Annotated in this window: 14 protein-coding genes and 1 pseudogene; 14 read left to right on the forward strand and 1 reads right to left on the reverse strand. The window is 63.7% G+C overall.

Going from position 1 to position 16,534, the window contains the following annotated elements:
• Positions 1-298 precede the first annotated feature (298 nt).
• From DIE03_RS03310 to DIE03_RS03335, 6 genes are all read left to right on the forward strand, one after another.
• Entirely contained in the window at positions 299-4,384 is a 4,086-nt protein-coding gene (locus DIE03_RS03310; RefSeq protein ID WP_124447452.1) for a CheR family methyltransferase, read from the forward strand.
• 15 nt (positions 4,385-4,399) lie between these two features.
• Entirely contained in the window at positions 4,400-4,978 is a 579-nt protein-coding gene (locus DIE03_RS03315) for a hypothetical protein (RefSeq protein WP_124447454.1), read from the forward strand.
• 49 nt (positions 4,979-5,027) lie between these two features.
• Positions 5,028-5,624: a helix-turn-helix domain-containing protein gene (locus DIE03_RS03320; RefSeq protein WP_124447456.1), complete on the forward strand. Its 597-nt coding sequence runs from the start codon at positions 5,028-5,030 to the stop codon at positions 5,622-5,624.
• Positions 5,625-5,789: 165 nt separating this feature from the next.
• Entirely contained in the window at positions 5,790-6,383 is a 594-nt protein-coding gene (locus DIE03_RS03325) for a cytochrome b/b6 domain-containing protein (RefSeq protein ID WP_260434788.1), read from the forward strand.
• Between the two features lie 2 nt (positions 6,384-6,385).
• Positions 6,386-7,177, forward strand: a complete 792-nt coding sequence (locus DIE03_RS03330) for a molybdopterin-dependent oxidoreductase (RefSeq protein WP_124447460.1) — start codon at positions 6,386-6,388, stop codon at positions 7,175-7,177.
• A gap of 63 nt (positions 7,178-7,240) precedes the next feature.
• Entirely contained in the window at positions 7,241-7,855 is a 615-nt protein-coding gene (locus DIE03_RS03335; RefSeq protein WP_124447462.1) for a hypothetical protein, read from the forward strand.
• 135 nt (positions 7,856-7,990) lie between these two features.
• Here the strand turns inward: DIE03_RS03335 and DIE03_RS03340 are convergent, their stop codons facing one another.
• Positions 7,991-8,899: an oxidoreductase gene (locus DIE03_RS03340; RefSeq protein WP_260434789.1), complete on the reverse strand. Its 909-nt coding sequence runs from the start codon at positions 8,897-8,899 to the stop codon at positions 7,991-7,993.
• 129 nt (positions 8,900-9,028) lie between these two features.
• Here DIE03_RS03340 and DIE03_RS03345 point away from each other — a divergent pair, with 129 nt between their 5' ends.
• From DIE03_RS03345 to DIE03_RS03375, 8 genes and pseudogenes are all read left to right on the forward strand, one after another.
• Entirely contained in the window at positions 9,029-9,898 is an 870-nt protein-coding gene (locus tag DIE03_RS03345; protein ID WP_124447463.1) for a LysR family transcriptional regulator, read from the forward strand.
• A gap of 302 nt (positions 9,899-10,200) precedes the next feature.
• Positions 10,201-11,070, forward strand: a complete 870-nt coding sequence (locus DIE03_RS03350) for an LD-carboxypeptidase (protein WP_124447465.1) — start codon at positions 10,201-10,203, stop codon at positions 11,068-11,070.
• Between the two features lie 23 nt (positions 11,071-11,093).
• A pseudogene (locus tag DIE03_RS39050) lies at positions 11,094-11,189 on the forward strand (IS6 family transposase); the annotation flags it as partial.
• A gap of 215 nt (positions 11,190-11,404) precedes the next feature.
• Complete coding sequence (locus DIE03_RS03355) at positions 11,405-12,304, forward strand: LysR substrate-binding domain-containing protein (RefSeq protein ID WP_124447467.1); 900 nt, start codon at positions 11,405-11,407, stop codon at positions 12,302-12,304.
• Between the two features lie 164 nt (positions 12,305-12,468).
• Positions 12,469-13,218, forward strand: a complete 750-nt coding sequence (locus DIE03_RS03360) for an SDR family NAD(P)-dependent oxidoreductase (RefSeq protein WP_124447469.1) — start codon at positions 12,469-12,471, stop codon at positions 13,216-13,218.
• Between the two features lie 74 nt (positions 13,219-13,292).
• On the forward strand, positions 13,293-14,618 hold the full coding sequence (locus tag DIE03_RS03365) for an MFS transporter (RefSeq protein ID WP_124447471.1): 1,326 nt from the start codon (positions 13,293-13,295) through the stop codon (positions 14,616-14,618).
• A gap of 47 nt (positions 14,619-14,665) precedes the next feature.
• On the forward strand, positions 14,666-15,511 hold the full coding sequence (locus DIE03_RS03370) for a transketolase (protein WP_124447473.1): 846 nt from the start codon (positions 14,666-14,668) through the stop codon (positions 15,509-15,511).
• The gene (locus tag DIE03_RS03375) at positions 15,508-16,506 is read left to right on the forward strand and encodes a transketolase family protein (protein WP_124447475.1); all 999 of its coding nucleotides are present in this window, start codon (positions 15,508-15,510) and stop codon (positions 16,504-16,506) included. Before DIE03_RS03370 ends, DIE03_RS03375 begins: the two co-directional genes overlap by 4 nt.
• Positions 16,507-16,534: the final 28 nt, after the last annotated feature.

The raw sequence follows: 16,534 nt of genomic DNA on the forward strand, positions 1-16,534 counted from the left end.
GCACGCCACATTCGCCGTTTCCCCTGTCCCGATGCAAGCGCGAAGATGTCGAGCGTGCGCCAAGCGAAAGGGAGATGAAACGTCGCATGCTCGATGCGCGTCCCGGCGGATCCAGCCTCGAGGCTTCGCGGAGGCGTCAAGAGGAAGCCGCACACCCCGCTGGCGACGCGGCAAAATTCTTGCAGTCAATGCTGTTGGAGCGATAATAGCGATCCACGCGTATCTTGGCGCAAGCGGGCCATGCGCCTGCCCGACCTTGGCCGCGAACACGATTATTCTTTCAACAGGACACGCAGCGATGTCGAAAAGACGCGGGCAGACTCTCCCGGGCCAGGCAAATCATCCTGTCGTCGGAATCGGCGCGTCGGCTGGCGGTTTGGGTGCGCTCCTCGAGTTCTTCGAAGCCTTGCCGGCGCGCACGTCGATGGCATTCGTCGTGGTCATGCATTTGGCACCGGATCATGAAAGCAATCTGGCCAGCCTGTTGCAGAAGGCCACCGGAATGCCCGTGCTGGAAGTCACGAGTGCCACGCCGATCGAGCCCGACCACGTCTACCTGATCGCGCCCTCCCTCGAACTGACCATGGTCGACGATTTTCTGCGCGTCGCTCCCCATCGACCGGAAGAGGGCGGCCGACGGGCTGCCGTCGATCTCTTTTTCCGGACGCTCGCTGAAGCCCATCGCGCACGCGCAATCGGCATCGTGCTGTCCGGCGCAGGCTCGGACGGCTCCGTCGGGCTGTCGAGGATCAAGGAAATGGGCGGTATCACCTTCGCCCAGGAGCCGGCGGAAGCGGAATACGACAGCATGCCGCGCAGTGCCATCGCGACAGGCATGGTCGACTTCGTGACCACCGCCGCGGAAATGCCGCAACGGCTGATGGACCTGTGGGTGACCGCGAAGGAAATCCACCTGCCCGTCACCGAAAGCGAGGAGCGCCAGGAAGAACTGGTCAACGAGGCAGCCGAGCGTGCATTGCGCGAGATCATGATCATCCTGCGTATGCGCACCGCGCATGATTTCCGGCATTACAAGCGGGCGACAGTACTGCGGCGGATCGAACGCCGCCTGCAGGTCAACGGCATCACCGATCTCCAGGCGTACCGCGACTTTCTCCATCTGCATCCGGAGGAAACCCAGGCGCTTCTGCAGGACATGCTGATCAGTGTCACGAACTTCTTCCGCGACAAGGAAGCGTTCGATGCACTGGACCGCGACGTCCTGCCCCATTTCTTCGAAGGGCGCGGTGAGCAGGATCGCATTCGCGTGTGGTCGGTTGGCTGCGCGACCGGGGAAGAGGCCTATTCGCTCGCGATGTTGCTGCAGGAGCGGTCGCTGAAATCAGCCGAAGGCGTTTCGTTCCAGGTCTTCGCGACCGACATCGACGAGCGGGCCATCTCGTTTGCACGCACCGGCTTGTACCCCGATTCGATTCTCGCCGACGTGGCGCCGAACCGCGTGCGCCAGTTCTTCGCGAAAGACGCCGCGCACTACCGCGTCAAGAAAGAGCTGCGAGAGCACATGCTGTTCGCGCATCACAACGTGCTGAGCGACCCGCCATTCTCGCGGCTCGACCTGATCTGCTGCCGCAATCTGCTGATTTATCTGGACCGGGAAGCGCAGATCGAAATTCTGAAGATGTTCCACTTCGCGCTGCGTCCCGGTGGCGTGCTGTTTCTCGGCAGCTCTGAATCGGCCGACAGCGTGAGTTCCATGTTCTCGGTCGTCGACAAGCGCAACCGAATCTACCGCGCGAACATGGCAGTGCGTGGCGATACCCCGGTGCCGGTCGCCATTTCCGGAACGATGAGCGCACGGCCCGTCGTGACGACCATTCAGCCGCCGGGCCGTCGCCGCTTCTCGTTCGGCGACTTGCACCAACGCCTCGTCGAGCAGCACGCGCCGCCTAGCGTGCTCGTCAGCCGCGATTCCGAAATCGTTCACCTGTCCGATCGGGCTGGACGCTTCCTGCGATATTCCGGCGGCGAACCCTCTCACAACATCATTGCGGTGGTGCGCCCCGAATTGCGTCTCGAGCTGCGCACGGCGATCTATCAGGCACTGCACACCAATCGCAGCGTCGAGGCGCGGCGCGTGAGGGTCGAGCGCGACGCGCGCTCGTATTTCGTCAATATGACCGCGCGCCCCGTGCATGATCCGGAGGCCAATGCGGACTTCGTGCTGGTGCTGTTCGACGAAGTCGAAGACAGCATGAGCGGTTCCGAAACCGCGACGGTCGACGTGCAGAAAGACCCGATCATCAGCCAGCTCGAACGCGAGCTGCAGCGCACGAAGGAGCAGCTTCAGTCGACCATCGAGCAATCGGAAACGTCCACGGAAGAGTTGAAAGCATCCAACGAGGAGTTGCAGGCGATCAACGAGGAGCTGCGTTCGGCGACGGAAGAACTCGAGACCAGCAAAGAAGAGCTGCAGTCGATCAACGAAGAGCTGACCACCGTCAATGCGGAGCTCAAGTCGAAGGTCGAGGAAACCGGCAAGATCAACGACGACCTGCAGAATCTGATCGCAGCCAACGATATCGGCACGATCTTCGTCGACCGGAATATCTGCATCAAGCGCTACACGCCGCGGGCGACGGACGTTTTCAGCATCATTCCGTCGGATATTGGCCGATCGCTGCTGGACATCACGCATCGGCTCGAGTACGACAAGCTCTCCGACGACGCGGCCGAGGCTTTCGATTCGCTCCGCCTGATCGAGCGTGAACTGCGGAGCAACGACGGACGCTGGTATCTCGCGCGCTTCGTGCCCTACCGGACAACGGAGGACCGAATCGACGGCGCGGTGCTTTCCTTCATCGATGTCACTGACCGCCGAAGGGCGGAAGACCGGCTGCGCGAAGGTGAGCGGCTGATGCGCATCGTGGCCGAAGGCACCAAGGACTACGCGATCATCACGTTCGATGACAACGGCATCGTCACCAGCTGGAATGCCGGCGCGGAGCGGATCTTCGGGTATACCGAGGCCGAAATGATCGGGCAGTCTGCCGATCTCCTGTCGACCGAAGAGGATCGTACCAATCAGGTTGCACAGCGCGAATTCGCGGAGGCCCGGCTGAACGGACGCACCGAAGAGGAACGCTGGCATCTGCGCAAGGACGGCACCCGCTTCTTTGCGAGCGGGGTGCTGTCGCGCCTCGACGAACCGGGCATCAGCGGGTTTGCGAAGATCGCGCGTGATCTCGGGGAATTCGCGCCGGCGGCCATGGCTGGCCGCCATGCGCCGGCCGAGCCGCTTGGCGAAACGGGTGAACGGAATGAGGTGCGGCGCCGCGACGAGTTCCTTGCCGTGGTGTCGCATGAACTCAAGAATCCACTCAACCTCATTTCGGCGAGCGCGGAACTGATCGCGCGCGCGCCGGAATCCCGGCAAAACCTGAACATTTCGCGTGCCGCCGATACGATCCGGCGCACCGTCATCGGCCAGGCGCAGATCATCGACGATCTGCTCGACATTTCGCGCGTGCGAACCGGGAAGCTGTCCGTCGTGCGCACGCCCGTCGACATGCGCGAAATCGTGAAGCGCGTCACACATGCCGTCCAGGACGAAGCGAGCCAGCGCGGCCTCGCACTCAACGTCGCGATACCCGCCGCGCCCGTCATCATTCATGCCGACCTTACGCGCATCGAACAGATCGTCTGGAACCTGATCAGCAATGCGCTGAAGTTCACCAGTCGCGGGTCTGTGGACGTGTCGCTGCAGGTTGACGAGCATGAGGAGGCCGTACTGCGTGTGGCTGATACCGGGAACGGCATCGAGGCTGCATTGTTGCCTCACGTCTTCGACATGTTCCGGCAAAGCCGGGATTCGAATGCGCGCCGCCCGGGTCTCGGAATTGGCCTTGCACTGGTCAAGGACCTGGTGAACCTGCATGGCGGCATCGTGCAGGCGGAATCGAAGGGTGCGGGTCTCGGTGCGGCGTTCACGGTAACGCTGCCGACGCACCGCGTGCTCACCGACGCGCATTCGACCAGAAGAGGACCGGTCGAGTCCTTGCAGGGCTTGCATGTGCTGATGGTGGACGATGACGCGGACACGGTTGAGACGTTCAAGCTCCTGCTGGAAGGCGAGGGTGCCATCGTCCGGACGGCAATGAGCGGTGAGGAGGCATTGTCGACGCTCGACGGTCATGTGCCGGACGTCGTGCTGTCCGACATCGGCATGCCCGGCATGGATGGGCTGGTCTTCGTTGAAAAGCTGCGCGAAGCGCCGGCACTGAAATCGGTGCTCTGTATTGCGCTGAGCGGCTACGCTCAGGACGAAGACGTGAGGCAGGCGGAGAAGGCTGGCTTCGATGCTCACCTGAAGAAACCAGTGTCGCTTGACGACCTGATGGCCATCTTCACGCGGCTTCGCAGTTAACACGCGAAACAAGACATGGAGGAAGGGATCGACAGCCACAACGGGAAGGCAAAGGCACGCTTCGACGAAGCAGACCGGCGGCTCGGGGTGGCCGAGGCGCGCATCCGGGCGCTTTTCGCCAATCCGCTCGCGGACGAGGCCCTCAAGCAATCTGCGCTGGAAGCCTATCGGGAAGCACGTCTGCTCTGGTTGAGTGCGGACGCCGTATTGCGCAGTTCATCGGTCACCGACAAGCCGCTGCGGCTCGCGGGCCGCCGCATCGTGATTCTTCGAGGAAACGCGCATGTCGGGGAATCGGTTGCCCTGTTGTTGCGGCTGCGCGGATTCAGCACGACCGTGGTGCCCGCGCACCGCGCCGAAGAAGCGATTTCGCATGGCCCGGCCTCGGCGGTTGTCGTCGACGTGGAGCGTGATCCCGACAACGCTTGCAAGTTCGCTGTCGACACGGTCAGCTTGCACCCGCGCACGCGTATCGTCGCCATGGTTCCGCCGACACTGGGAAGCTACGCGTGGCGCGGGTTCGATGCCATTCTCGTGAAACCGGTTTCGATCGACGCGATCGCGCACGCGATCATGGGCGATAGCGGGGCGTAGTGACGGAGGCGGTGCATCCGCCGGCAACCTTGCACGCATCGGAGGGCGGATGAGCCGTACCTTTCTTTACATCAACAGCCCGATCGGGAGTCTGTTCCCCGAGCAGGAGCTGATTGCGTTCGACAAGGCCGGCCACACCGTCGTACTCAATCGCGTCGCCATCGACCGCGTCCCACCGTATGTCACCGCAGCCGAGCGACCGGAACTGGCTGGTACCCTGAGGCGCGCCGTACCTGGTGACTCGCTGGTGGTACTGGAAATTGCTGCGCTCGGCTGCAGCGCACGCGACGCCCTTTCGACTCTCATGCAATGCCGCAACAGGAGGATCGTGGTCCAGTGCGTCGAGGTCGGCAACGTCGATCTTGCGAGCCGCCCCGAACCGCCGGCGATCAAGATGCTCCGTGCGGTGATCCGACTGGAGACCTCGGTCAGGAGCCAGCGTGGCAAAACGGGTGTGAAATCCGCACAAGACAACGGGCAGCGCGTCGGTCGGCCATCGTCGCTTGGCCGGCAAGATCGCGAGCGCGTGATGCGCTCCCTCGACAAAGGACTGTCGGTGAGCGAGATCGCACGCAGGTTCGGGACGTCGCGTCAGACCATCATGCGGATCCGGGCATCGTTTTCGCTTACGGCTGAGGAGCACTGATAGTCCAGGAGTTCCGCCGTACCCCCAACGTACCCGCGGCTGCCCGACCGGGGTCGGTCGTTCGACCGATACCGGTACGTCGACGCAATTGCGATCCTTCTCGTCACGCGCATGTCACCACGGCATGGCGCGTGCACCATCCGCAAGGTTACGAGGAAGTTCGCTTTGAGACGCTCGACGATTCATCCGCTGTGGGTTCGTCTTTTCCACTGGCTCAATGCCGCCGCAGTCATCGCCATGTGCCTGAGCGGCTGGCAGGTCTACAACGCGTCGCCGATTTTCAGGGCGGTCACGTTTCCGCCTTCCATCACGCTGGGAGGCTGGCTGGGCGGTGCGCTCCTCTGGCACTTCGCGGCGATGTGGATCCTGGTCGGCAACCTGTTCGCCTATCTCGTGCTCGGCATTGCAACAGGGCGGTTGCGCAGGAAGCTGTTGCCGCTCGGCATGCGCGCGCTCCTTTCCGACCTCGCCGCCGCGCTGCGCGGAAAGCTGGTCCACGATGATCCCGCCCGGTACAACGCCGTGCAGAAATTCGCGTATCTCGGCGCGCTCGCCGATATCGTGCTGCTCGTTCTCTCGGGGCTCGCCATCTGGAAACCGGTGCAGTTTGCGGTCCTGAGGACAATGATGGGCGGATTCGACAACGCGCGCATCGTTCATTTCGTCGCGATGAGCGTGCTCGTCGGTTTCTTTGCCGTTCACGTCGTGATGGTCGCGCTCGTTCCGCGCTCACTGCTCACGATGATTCGAGGGCGCTGATCATGAATGAACCCAAACGTTCGCCGCGTGCCGACCGCGTCGCGCAGCTCGATTCACATGCGATCGTCAAGGATGCGCGCAACGCACTCCAGTCGACGCAACGCCGCCTGTTCGGCAAGCGGATCCTTACGCTAGGCGGCCTGATGCTGCTTTCCGGCTGCGACCTGACCGACGACCAATCGGTCAATACGATGCTGCGCCGCGTGTCGTCGTTCAACGACGACGTGCAGGCGGCGCTCTTCGATCCGCGCAAGCTTGCGCCGACGTATCCGGAGTCGATGATCACGCGGCCCTTTCCGTTCAATGCGTACTACGACATCGACCAGGTGCCGGACGTGGATGCGGCGAGATATCGGCTCCAGCTCGGCGGGCTGGTCAAGGGCAAGCGTGCGTGGACGCTCGACGAGCTCCATGCGCTGCCGCAGGAAAGCCAGGTTACGCGGCATATCTGCATCGAAGGGTGGAGCGCGATCGGGAAGTGGGGCGGCGTGCGATTTTCCGACTTCCTGTTGCGCGCCGGCGCCGACACCACCGCGAAGTACGTCGCGCTGCATTGCGCCGACAACTACTGGACGAGCATCGACATGCCGACTGCGCTCCATCCGCAAACACTGCTGACGCTCACCTATGACGGCAGCGTCTTGCCGGCGAAGTACGGCTTCCCGATGAAGCTGCGCATGCCGACCAAGCTCGGCTACAAGAATCCCAAACACATCGTCGCCATCACGGTGACCAACGCATTCCCGGGCGGTTATTGGGAAAACCAGGGATACAACTGGTTTGGCGGCTCCTGAGCTTCCGGCCCAGGAGCCCGCGCCGGTGACGTTCTCGATCGCAACCTCTTCACAGGAGCATTCATGTCCATTCGACTCAAACTCGTTGTCTCCGTCGTCGCGGCTACGCTGGCCGGCACTGCGTTCGCGCAATCCGCCGCGGTCAAGCCCGAGCGCATTCGCGGCGACATCGTCTCGTTTTCCGGAGACAGTCTGAAGGTACACCGCCGCAGCGGCGATACCGTGCTCATCAATATCGCAGCGTCGGCCAACGTGAACGCGGTGAAAGCGATTCAGCTTTCCGATATCAAGCCCGGTTCCTACGTGGGCGCGGCAGCCATGCCGGGCGAGAACGGCAAGTTGATCGCGAAGGAAGTGCTGGTATTCCCCGAAGCCGCGCGCGGCATGGGTGAAGGCCACTACGCATGGGATCTCGGCGCGAACAGCTCGATGACGAACGCGAATGTGGATACCGTCGTTCAAGGCACGAGCGGGCGAGATCTCAAGCTTTCGTACAAGGGCGGCAGCAACACGATCAACGTGCCGCCCGACGCACCGGTCGTGACGCTGGTCCCGGCGACGCGCGCCGATTTGTCGACGGGCAAGAAGATCTTCGTCGTGGCTACGCCGGGCAAGGACGGGGCGTACGACGGACGCCAGATCGTGGTCGAGAAGGATGGGGTAGCGCCTCCGATGTAAGCCGGCCGCCCGGCGAGCGACTTGTCGTTCGCCGGCGTGCAACCGGACGGCGGTTGCCGAACCGATGCTCGAGGACCGGCCGCGTGTCCGCGCTTCGTTTTGTTTCGGGCCGACCGTTGCGTCGGCCCGGGACCGTCAATCGAAGTCGGTCGCGATGGAGCGCGCGCGCCACGCGTCGATGTCCTGGCGGAACGCCTTCAGCTTGCGCTCCGCAATTGCATGGGCACTCGGTCCGATCGGCAGGTGCAAGGGTGGATCGTCCGAGTCGATCGCCTGGATGATCACCGCGGCGGCTTTGGCCGGATCGCCTGCCTGATGTCCGTCGTTGCTGTCGCGATAGCTGCGCGCGGAGCCCGCGGTTGCCGAATAGGCGCTGATTTGCTGCTTGGCGACCGCGATCGAGCGCCCCAGGAATTCGGTTCGAAACGGGCCGGGCTCCACGATGACCACGCGAATGCCCATCGGTTCGACTTCCTGCGCAAGGGCCTCCGACAGGCCTTCGACTGCGAACTTCGTCGCGTTGTAATAGCCGCGGCCCCCCGAGCCGGCGATGCCCGCACCGGACGACAGGTTCACGATCCTGCCGCCTCCGGTGCGCCGCATCAGCGGCAACGCCGCACGCGTCGTCTCGATGAGCCCGAACACGTTCACATCGAATAACGGCCGGTATTCCTCCGGCGTGCCTTCTTCGATTGCGCCCATGAAGCCATGGCCGGCGTTATTGACGAGCACGTCCAGCCTGCCGAACGTTTCGGTCGTCAAGGCAATGGCCGCTTGTATCGTCTCCGGCTTCGTCACGTCCAGTGCTGCGACACGCAGCGTGTCCGGATAACGCCGTGCCAGATCGCGTAGCGTTTCCGGCGTACGCGCCGTTGCCACCACGTGGTCGCCGCGCGCGGCTGCCGCGCGTGCGAGATGCAGGCCGAAGCCGCCGGAGCAGCCGGTAATCAACCAGGTTTTGTTCATGTGTTTCTCCTTTTGCTCGATTCCGCGTTTCGATACGCTCGACGGGGCACGCCGACATGCGTTTGCCCATGTCTTCACACTCCGCAGACGCCGGCCCCGAGCGGGCCGGTTCGATTGATGAACACCACCATGGTGAGACGTACACAATTGTTTGTGAATGGTCGTTCTTGTATATTGAGCGTACATTTTTGAACGAAGGTTCCTCGCATGGAATGGAGTGATGTCCGGGTCTTTCTGGCCGTCAAGCGGGGCGGATCTTTCGGTGCGGCAGCCCGAGGCCTGGGTGTGAGCCATCCGACGATCGGCCGCCGGATCAAGGCGCTGGAGGATGAAGCCGGGCAGGCGTTGTTCCGCAGGACCGCGGATGGGCTGGTGCTCACGGACGCCGGGGATACCGTGCTCGGCATGGCCGAAGCGATGGAAAACGCCGCGCTGGCCATGGAGCGGCGTCTGGCCGGTAATCACGATCGCCTCGAAGGCATCTTGCGCATCTCGTGCGCAGAGTGGTTCGCCGGCTACGTGCTGACGCCTGTGCTGGCGGAACTGGTGCGCCGTCATCCGGCCGTGGTGCCGGAAGTGATCGCGAGCTACCGATTGCTGAGCCTGTCGCGTCGCGAGGCCGACCTGGCGTTCCGGATCGTTCCTTTCACCGAACCGGACATTGTCCAGCGCCGCCTGATGACCGTTCCGTACGGTCTTTACGGCACGGCCGAAACCATACGTGCGTTGCGGCGCGATCCTGCTTCGGTGGGGTTGATCGTGATGAACACGGCGCAGTCTCATTTCCCCGACGTCGCCTGGCTGCTCGACAGGTTCCCGCAGTCGCGGCGCGTGTTCACCAGCACGAGCCGAGCCGTTCAGGCCCGGATGTGCGCGGCAGGCATGGGCATCGCGGTGCTGCCGCGACCGCTGGGCGACGCGGTACCGGCAGTGCAGCGCATCGAGACGCCGGAACCGCCTCCATCCAGAGACATATGGGTGGGTTACCACCATGACCTTCGGCATATGGATCGCTTGCGCGCGATGCTCGATATCGCCGATACGATGCTGAGCGAATCACCGATTGCCGCTCGCTGAATCGAACGTCGTGGTTCGCGCACGTATCCGGTACGGCAATGCGGATCGGCAAAGGCCACGTCCACGTGGTCGGGGAGGGCGGCGCGCGAGTTCGGTGCCCGGGCCTGTTCCCGGTGTGGGATCCGCATCGATCGGCCGGCGATTTTGCATCGACTGTGATTCTCAAGCGGTGGAAGCGAATCGGATTCGCGGGCGACGGAGAATGGCCTCTCCCCGCGTTCAAGGTCGCCTCGCAGGTGTGAGCGGCTCGCGAGAGGTGTCAGGTATATTCAGCGGGTTCTTATCCTCACGGTATCCGTTCAATGGAATCGAGACGCAAGACAGTGCGCATCGTCGCGCCCGCGGGTGTGCCCGATCCGCAAGGAATCGAGCGCGGCATCGCGCTCGTCGAAAGCTGGGGCTTCAAGGTCACGACGAGCGCACATCTCGGCAGCCGGTACCGCTATTTCGCCGGTACCGCCGAGGAGCGCGCGGGCGATCTGCGGCGCGCCTTGATGGATCCGTCAATCGATATCGTCTGGCTCGCGCGAGGGGGATTCGGTTGCGCGCATTTGCTTGAGCACCTGCCGGACGAGATCGCGACGCCGAAGACGATCATCGGTTTTTCCGACGCGACGTCGCTATTCTGCGCGCTTGCAGACCGGCCCGGCGTGCGCTTGTTGCATGGTCCGACGTTCCACAGCCTGGCGACCAATGTCGACGACGCGACGCGTGCCGACATGCGCGCCGTGCTGACCGGTGGCAAACGCGCGCCGCTGAGCCTGCGGCATTTGTCCGGCGCCCCTGATGCGGTGCGGGGACGTCTGTGCGGCGGCAACGTGACGGTGCTCGCGAGCGTCGCGGGTACACGCTGGTCGCTTCGCTCACGCGACGCGATCGTACTGCTGGAGGACGTGACGGAATTCGGCTACCGGCTCGACCGCAGCCTGACGCAACTGCGTCTGAGCGGTGCGTTCGACGGGGCCCGCGCGTTCGTGCTCGGGCAATTCACGCGCTGCCCGATCCCGGACGGCGCGGATTTCACGCTCGAGCAGATGCTTGTCGACGTGCTGGGCGGCTTCGGCCTGCCGATCTACTCGGGTCTGCCGATCGGACATGAACACCGCAACATCACTTGGCAATACGGCAACCAGGCTGCCATCGAGAACAGCGCGATCCGGTTCGTCGCGTAGCGTCGAATCTGGAAGGACAGGAGCGTGTAGTGCTCGGCGGCACCGAAGTAATGCATATGATCCGAAAAGGGCAAATGAAGTCGACTCGCAAGAATCAGACAACTGCGGAGCAATTCTATTATTCACAAGGGTTCCGGGCTTCCGGGCGACTGCGAACCGGCGAAGTGACATCTTTACTTCGCAAACCGTGACAACTTTGTTTTGGTCTATGGCGCACGGAGGTCCTCCCGCGCCCTAGAATTGACACTTGATATATTGGACTGGCTTTGCTTGGATGATCGCTCGAACGCGATATCGCTTTGCCGACGTTCTGCAAATTTCCCAAGACTCCAACATGCGTATCCCGCCGCTCAAGGCCATCATCGCGTTCGAAAGCGTTGCCCGGACCAAAAGCGTCAATCGCGCGGCGGAAGAACTCGGCCTGACCGCGTCCGCCGTCAGCCATCAGCTCAGCAACCTCGAATCGCAGATAGGTCAGCCGCTGTTTCAGCGCTCGGGGCGCGGCCTCGTGCTCACGCCGACCGGCGAACGCTACCTGGCCGACGTCACGGGCTCGCTCGCCGATCTCAGCCGCGCGACCGAGCGCGCGTCGAGCCGCACCGAAGTCGATATCCTGCGCGTGCATTCGAGCCCGAGCTTCGGGCTGATGTGGCTGCTGCCGCGGCTGTCGTCGTTTCAGGAGGCGAACGGCGATATTCAGCTGAACCTTGCGTGCTCTTACGAAAACGTGTCGTTCTCGAATGGGTTCTACGATATCGATGTCCGGCACGGCTACGGCAACTGGGACAACCTCGAGGTCCGAACCGTGCGCGGCGAGTTCATCGCGCCGCTCGCGTCGCCGCGCTATCTCGAACGGCATCCGGTGAACACGCCGGAAGACCTGCTCGCACATCGGCTGATCTATTCCGAAACGCCGCTGGTCCAGTGGAAGCAATGGTTTGGCCGGACCGGCGTACCGCTTGCCGCCCAGAAGACCTTCGACTTTTCGTTCGACCGCTCGTACATGTCGCTCGAAACCGCCGCGCTGGGCCTCGGCATCGCGCTCGAAAGCCTGATGCTTGCATCGGTGAAGATCCGAGAAGGGCTGCTGATGCCGGTGTTCGACGCCGCCCATGCGGTGGAAGTCAGCGCGCATCACCTCGTTTACCCGCGGCAGAACGCGGAGCTGCCGCGCGTGAAGCGCTTCCTCGCGTGGATCGAGCGCGAGGTCGCCACGCAGGGCGGGGCAAGCTGAACGTCGCGCATCGGGCCCGCGCGCGATATTGCGTTGCAGCACGCCGCGGTGGACCGCGCGGCGACATCTGAAATTTTCTCAACTATGGCTGAGCGTTTCCGCGTTGATGCGAGTGTCGGGCGAGCCGACACTCTGTACACACACATCAATACAGGAGACGAACGATGTTGCTCGACCATAAGACCATCATCGTGACCGGCGCCGCGTCGCCACGTGGAATCGGCAAGGCCACGGCTCGCGCACTGGCGGCCCACGGCGCACGCATTGCGATCCTCGACCTGCGCCGAGAAGACGCGGAGGCCGCCGCCGCCGATCTCGGCCCGGGCCATCTCGGCCTGGCCTGCGACGTAACCGACCGCGACGCGTGCGTGTCGGCAGCCCGGGCAACGCTGGAGCGCTTCGGCCGCATCGACGGCCTTGTGAACAATGCCGGCATCACACAACCCGTGCGGACGCTGGACATTGCCGCGCGCGACTTCGATGCGATCGTCGACGTGAACCTGCGCGGCACGCTGTACATGTCACAGGCGGTGCTGCCGGCGATGAAGGAGCAGCGCGGCGGCAGCATCGTCTGCATGTCGTCGGTCTCAGCGCAACGCGGCGGCGGCATCTTCGGCGGCCCGCACTACAGCGCCGCGAAGGCCGGCGTGCTCGGCCTCGCGAAGGCGATGGCGCGCGAATTCGGCGCTGACCATATCCGGATCAATTCGATCACGCCGGGCCTGATCCAGACCGACATCACGGGCGACAAGCTGACGCCCGCGATGCGCGAGGACATCATCAAGGGCATTCCGCTCGGCCGCCTCGGCGAGGCCGATGACGTTGCCAATGCGTGCCTGTTCCTGCTGAGCGATCTGTCGAGCTATCTGACCGGCATCACGCTCGACGTCAATGGCGGGATGCTGATCCACTGAAAACGGCGCCGCCACGCGTGCGGCGCCGCCCATCATGCACCCGGGACAACCCGGGGCCGTGGCAGGAGACAAACATGAGAGCAAAGTATCCCGCATCTCCGGTTCAGCCCGAGATGCTGCACCGGGACGATGCGCAGACGTTCGAAGCGGCGACCTATGCGAAGGTCGCGCGCCGGCTGATCCCGTTCCTGATGTTGTGCTATCTCGGCGCCTATCTCGACCGCGTCAACGTCGGGTTCGCGAAGCTGCAGATGCTGAGCGACCTGCGTTTCAGCGAGACGGTGTACGGGATGGGCGCGGGCATCTTCTTTCTCGGCTACTTTCTGTTCGAAGTGCCGAGCAACCTGATCCTGCATCGCGTCGGTGCGCGCCGCTGGCTCGCGCGCATCATGCTGACGTGGGCCGTGATTTCCGCGAGCTTCGTGTTCGTGAAGTCGCCCACCGTGTTCTACGTGCTGCGGTTTCTGCTCGGTGTCGCCGAAGCGGGTTTTGCGCCGGGCGTAATCCTGTACCTCACGTACTGGTTCCCGGCGGCGCGTCGCGCGAAGGCATTGTCCCTGTTCTTCATGGCGATTCCGCTCGCCGGGATCATCGGCGGTCCGCTGTCCGGCGCGATCATGCACTCGCTGCACGGCACGATGTCGCTGGCCGGCTGGAAATGGCTGTTCCTGCTCGAAGCGCTGCCTTCGCTCGTGCTGGGTGTCGCGATCCTGCTGTATCTCGACGACGGCATCGATTGCGCGAAGTGGCTGACCGACGCAGAAAAGTCCTTGCTGACGCGCAACGTCGCGGCCGACGCCGCGCACACGACCGCGCACCTGTCGATTCGCGCGTTCGCCGCGGACCGTCGTCTGTGGCTGATGGCAGCGATCTACTTCTGCGTCGTGCTCGGGCAGTACGGCCTCACGTTCTGGCTGCCCACCATCATTCGCAAGGCCGGTGTCGCCGATCCGCTGTGGGTGGGGCTGTTCACTGCGATTCCGTATGCGTGCGCGATCGTCGCGCTGCCGGTGATCGGCATGAGCGCCGATCGCCGTCGCGAGCGCCGCTTCCATCTCGCGGTGCCGATGCTGGTCGCGGCGGCCGGCTTCGCGACATTGCCGCTGCTCGGCAGCGTCGGCGCGTCGATCGTGTGCCTGAGCATTGCGTCGGCCGGCATCCTCGCGTCGTCGTCGCAGTTCTGGTCGCTGCCGACGGCGCTGCTGGGTGGAATGTCGGCGGCAGCGGGAATCGCCGCCGTCAACTGCTTCGCGAACCTGGCGGGCTTCTTCTCTCCGGCGATCGTCGGCTGGCTGAACGATCTGACCGGCAAGTCCACCGCGGGGCTGCTCTTCATCTCCGTCGCGATCACGGTCGGCGCACTGCTGGTGTTCTTCGTGCCCCGATCCGTCAATCGCTGATTCGTTTTTTCCTCCCCATTCCTTCCGACCCGATACTGGAGTAATCGATGGATACCGAAACCATCCATGAAGCGGTCACGCTCGCCGAGCGCGCGTACCGCATCCGCAGAAACGCCGTGCTGATGGGTGAAGTGCAGGGACAGGGCTATGTCGGCCAGGCACTCGACATCGCCGACGTGCTGGCCGTCGCGTACTTCGGCGCGATGCGCTATCGCCCCGACGATCCCGAGTGGGAAGGGCGCGACCGCTTCCTGCTGTCGAACGGCCACTACGCGATCGCGCTGTACGCGGCACTGTTCGAAGCCGGCATCCTGCCGGCCGACGAACTCGAAACCTACGGCAGCGACGACAGTCGTTTGCCCATGTCCGGGATGGCGAGTTATACGCCCGGCATGGAGATGTCCGGCGGCTCGCTCGGGCAGGGCCTGACGATCGCGGTCGGCCGGTGTCTCGGCCTGAAGCGCAAGGGCTCGGATGCATTCGTCTATACGCTGTTCTCGGACGGCGAACTCGACGAAGGCGCGATCTGGGAAGGGTTGATGTCGGCCGCTCACTGGAAGCTCGACAACCTGATCGCGATTGTCGACGTGAACAACCAGCAGGCCGACGGTCCGTCGACGCAGGTCATGGCGTTCGAGCCGCTGGTCGACAAGCTCGAAGCGTTCGGCTGGTATGTGCAACGCGTGGACGGCAACGACATCGATGCGGTGAAACGCGCGTTCGACAACGCACGCCTGCATGACGCGCCGAAGCCGCGCATCATCGTTTGCGACACGAAGATGGGGTGCGGCGTGCCGTTCCTCGAAGCACGCGAGAAGAGCCATTTCATTCGCGTCGATGCGCACGAGTGGAAGCTCGCGCTCGACGCACTCGAAGCAGGGAGACACGCATGAGCACCGTCGACAACAAGCCGCGCCTGAAGACTTCCGCGATGATCGCGTCCATCGCAGCCGACGGGCAAGCGACCCGCGCCGCGCCGTTCGGCCATGCGCTCGCGAAACTCGCGCGCACGAACGGCAATGTGATCGGCATGACCGCCGATCTTGGCAAGTACACCGATCTGCACATCTTCGCGAAGGAATTTCCCGAGCGTTACTACCAGATGGGGATGGCCGAGCAGCTGCTGATGGGGGCCGCTGCCGGATTCGCGCACGAAGGTGCGCAGCCGTTCGTCACGACCTACGCGGTGTTTGCAACGCGCCGGGCGTACGACTTCATTCACCAAGCGATTGCCGAGGACAATCTCGATGTGAAGCTGGTGTGCGCATTGCCGGGGCTCACGACCGGCTACGGGCCGAGCCATCAGGCGGCCGAGGATCTGGCGCTGATGCGCGCGATGCCGAACATGACCGTGGTCGATCCGTGCGATGCGCTGGACATCGAGCAGATGGTGCCGGCCATCGCCGCGCACAAGGGGCCGGTGTACGCGCGCCTGCTGCGCGGCAACGTGCCTGCCGTGCTCGACGAATACGACTACCGTTTCGAACTGGGCAAGGCGAAGCTGCTGCGTGACGGCAACGACGTGCTGCTGATCTCGTCCGGGATCATGACGATGCGTGCGCTCGAGGTGGCGAGGGCGCTTGAAGCCGATCGCGTCGATGTCGCCGTGCTGCACGTGCCGACGATCAAGCCGCTCGACACGGCGACCATCGTTCGCGAGGCGGCACGCAGCGGACGCATGGTGATCGTCGCCGAAAATCATACGGTGATCGGCGGGCTTGGCGAAGCGGTCGCAACGGCGTTGCTCGGGGCTGGTGTCGTCGTACCGTTCCGCCAGATCGCGCTGCCGGATGCGTATCTCGCCGCGGGTGCGTTGCCGACGTTGCACGACCGCTACGGGATCTCTGCCGGCGCGATGCGAGCGAATATCAGGACCTGGCTCGGATGACGAATCGGAAGCGCGGGCATGCCGGGTG

Source organism: Burkholderia sp. Bp8992, assembly GCF_003853705.1.
In the GTDB taxonomy this organism is placed as follows: domain Bacteria; phylum Pseudomonadota; class Gammaproteobacteria; order Burkholderiales; family Burkholderiaceae; genus Burkholderia.

Coding starts and splice junctions, on each gene's coding strand:
- DIE03_RS03360 (WP_124447469.1), top strand. CDS start 12,469: ATGTTGCTCGACCATAAGACCATCATCGTGACCGGCGCCGCGTCGCCA.
- DIE03_RS03320 (WP_124447456.1), top strand. CDS start 5,028: ATGAGCCGTACCTTTCTTTACATCAACAGCCCGATCGGGAGTCTGTTC.
- DIE03_RS03335 (WP_124447462.1), top strand. CDS start 7,241: ATGTCCATTCGACTCAAACTCGTTGTCTCCGTCGTCGCGGCTACGCTG.
- DIE03_RS03350 (WP_124447465.1), top strand. CDS start 10,201: ATGGAATCGAGACGCAAGACAGTGCGCATCGTCGCGCCCGCGGGTGTG.
- DIE03_RS03355 (WP_124447467.1), top strand. CDS start 11,405: ATGCGTATCCCGCCGCTCAAGGCCATCATCGCGTTCGAAAGCGTTGCC.
- DIE03_RS03310 (WP_124447452.1), top strand. CDS start 299: ATGTCGAAAAGACGCGGGCAGACTCTCCCGGGCCAGGCAAATCATCCT.
- DIE03_RS03365 (WP_124447471.1), top strand. CDS start 13,293: ATGAGAGCAAAGTATCCCGCATCTCCGGTTCAGCCCGAGATGCTGCAC.
- DIE03_RS03370 (WP_124447473.1), top strand. CDS start 14,666: ATGGATACCGAAACCATCCATGAAGCGGTCACGCTCGCCGAGCGCGCG.
- DIE03_RS03375 (WP_124447475.1), top strand. CDS start 15,508: ATGAGCACCGTCGACAACAAGCCGCGCCTGAAGACTTCCGCGATGATC.
- DIE03_RS03315 (WP_124447454.1), top strand. CDS start 4,400: ATGGAGGAAGGGATCGACAGCCACAACGGGAAGGCAAAGGCACGCTTC.
- DIE03_RS03345 (WP_124447463.1), top strand. CDS start 9,029: ATGGAATGGAGTGATGTCCGGGTCTTTCTGGCCGTCAAGCGGGGCGGA.
- DIE03_RS03330 (WP_124447460.1), top strand. CDS start 6,386: ATGAATGAACCCAAACGTTCGCCGCGTGCCGACCGCGTCGCGCAGCTC.